Origin of the sequence: Rahnella sp. NRRL B-41462 (assembly GCF_003263525.1) — a bacterium.
GTDB classification, from domain to species: domain Bacteria; phylum Pseudomonadota; class Gammaproteobacteria; order Enterobacterales; family Enterobacteriaceae; genus Rahnella; species Rahnella aceris.
This window is the reverse complement of record NZ_JYDF01000172.1, coordinates 1-2,625: the sequence shown is the minus strand read 5'-3', so window position 1 is coordinate 2,625 and position 2,625 is coordinate 1. Positions and strand designations below refer to the sequence as shown.

Below are 2,625 nucleotides of genomic sequence, written 5' to 3'. Positions count from 1 at the left end.
TGCGAAGGGGGAGGTTGGGAGGGGGTTTTAAGGGCAAACACTGTTCTGGTCAGAGCAAACTCCTGCTTCTTAATTTGTCTTTAATACCCCACCCCAACCCTCCCCTTCGCAGGGGAGGGAGCATTGCGGCTATCGGTGTAGCCCCCCGCCTGTAATATTTATTTACAGCAGTAAACCCAATGCGTATTATTCTCATTCGCTTTATTAACCATGCTCATTTTATCTTCTCCAGCCCTTGTTACGGGGGATCCTGGCGGGGTTTGCTCATGCTGATAAAGCCGTATTCATAAAAAAATGCAGTGGCTTAAAAAATAAGAAAATAACCGTGTGGAGAATACTTATGTCTAATTTTACAGGGAATTACGCCGTCAGGAGTGTTAAGGAAAATCCTCAAAATAATTCAGGAAAGAAACTTTCACTTTCCATCATTGCCCTGCTTGTTTCATCTTCATTGCATAGTGCTTATGCAGCAGAAGCCAGCGCAAAAAAAACCGCTGAAGACACGGTTGTCGTCACCGGTCAGAACGACACCAGCGCGGCAGATACCTCAGCCACCGATTACAGTGTTCCGGTCACCACTGCGGGCACAAAAATGGCCCTGACGGCGCGCGATATTCCGCAATCCGTCAGTATCATCAGCAAGCAACGTATGCAGGATCAGCAACTGCAATCTCTGGGTGATGTGCTGAGAAACACCACCGGTATTCAGGAAAGCGTCTCGGATCTCGACCGCCGTACTTATTACGCGCGTGGCTTTCTGATCGACAACTACATGGTCGATAACATTCCGACCACCTTCGACCCGCGCTGGGATCTGGGTGATTCCCAGTCTGACACGGCGATTTATGAACGTATCGAAGTGGTGCGCGGTGCAACCGGTCTGATGACCGGCCCCGGCAACCCGTCAGCATCCGTCAATCAGGTGCGTAAACACGCCGACAGCAAAGAATTCACCGGCAATGTTTCTGCTACTTACGGTAGCTGGAATAAACAACGTTACGTGGCAGATTTATCCACACCGCTGAACGAATCCGGCAGCGTACGTGGCCGCCTGATCACCGGTTATCAGGACAAAAACAGCTACGTTGAACGCTACGGCGCCACCAAAAAATTCGTCTATGCCACCGTGGATGCCGACCTCACCGATTCCACCCTGCTTTCCGCAGGCTACGAATTCCAGCAAACCAACACCGACAGCCCGACCTGGGGCGGTATGCCGCGCTGGTATCTGGACGGCAGCAAAACCGATTATCGTCGCGGCTTTAACTCCGCACCGGACTGGGCGTACAGCGATAAAGAAACGACTAAGCTGTTCACCACCCTGAAGCAATCGTTCGATAACGGCTGGCAGGCCACACTGAACGGCACCCATACCGAATCCCATATCGACAGTAAGATGATGTATATCGACGGGACATTCGATAAAACCACCGGCGTCGGCGAATCCGCTTATGCCGGTTATCCGGTGGTGGCGGGAACCGGTTATAACACCGGTAAACGTAAAGTCGATGGTGTAGATGCCTTTGCCAGCGGCCCGTATGAACTGTTTGGCCGTCAGCATGAACTGATGACCGGTGTGAGCTACAGCAAACAGCAGAACACCTATTACAGCTCCTTTGCCAATATCTCAACCGAAGAACTGGGCAATTTTGACGATTTCAACGGTCAGTTCCCTGAAACTGACTGGGGTCCGCGCGCGCTGGCGGAAGAAAATGTTATCCGTCAGAAATCGGCTTACGTGGCTACGCGTCTTTCACTGGCGGATCCGCTGCACCTGATCGTTGGCGCACGCTACACCAACTGGAATTCTCACACGCTCACCGACCAGATCGAGAAGAACAACATCACGCCGTACGCCGGTCTGGTGTTCGACATCAACGATACCTGGTCGACCTATGCGAGCTACACCTCAGTGTTCCAGCCGCAAACTTACCGCGATATCAACGGCGGCTACCTTTCACCGGTCATCGGCAAAAACTACGAAGCGGGCGTAAAATCTGACTGGTTCAACAGCCGTCTGACCGCGTCGGTTTCTATCTTCCGCGCGGAGCTGGACAACGTGGCACAAAGCACCGGCCGCATTATTCCTGGCACAACCGATACCGCCTATGAAGGAAAAAACGGCACCGTCAGCCGCGGCGTGGAATTTGAAGTGAACGGCGCGCTGACCGATAACTGGCAGATGACGTTCGGCGGTACCCGTTACATTGCAGAAGATGAAAATGGCGATGCAGTTAATCCGCAACTGCCGCGCACCCAGCTAAAACTGTTCTCCAGCTACCGTCTGCCGATGTTGCAGGATCTGACCGTCGGCGGTGGCGTGAACTGGCAGACCCACGTCTGGGATACCGTTCCGGGGCCAAGCGGCAACGGCACCCGTTATGCTGAACAAGGCAGCTACGCGCTGGTTAACCTGTTCAGTCGTTATCAGGTCACCAGACAACTGGCGGTGCAGGCCAACGTGAATAATCTGTTTGACAAAGAATATGACACCAGCGTGAACCAGTATGTGGTCTACGGCGAACCAAGGAATGTGTCGGTGACGGCGAGCTATAGTTTCTGATTTGCTGAGGCCGCAGCAATAATTCAAATGCAGAATGTTTTTCTGTTTGCTCCTCCCCCTGC

The 2,625-nt window shown here is 52.6% G+C and carries 1 protein-coding gene; it reads left to right on the top strand.

The window, feature by feature from the left end:
• Positions 1-340: 340 nt before the first annotated feature.
• Positions 341-2,563, top strand: a complete 2,223-nt coding sequence (gene fhuE / locus UC14_RS26075; RefSeq protein ID WP_112198735.1) for a ferric-rhodotorulic acid/ferric-coprogen receptor FhuE — start codon at positions 341-343, stop codon at positions 2,561-2,563.
• The last annotated feature ends 62 nt before the right edge of the window (positions 2,564-2,625 follow it).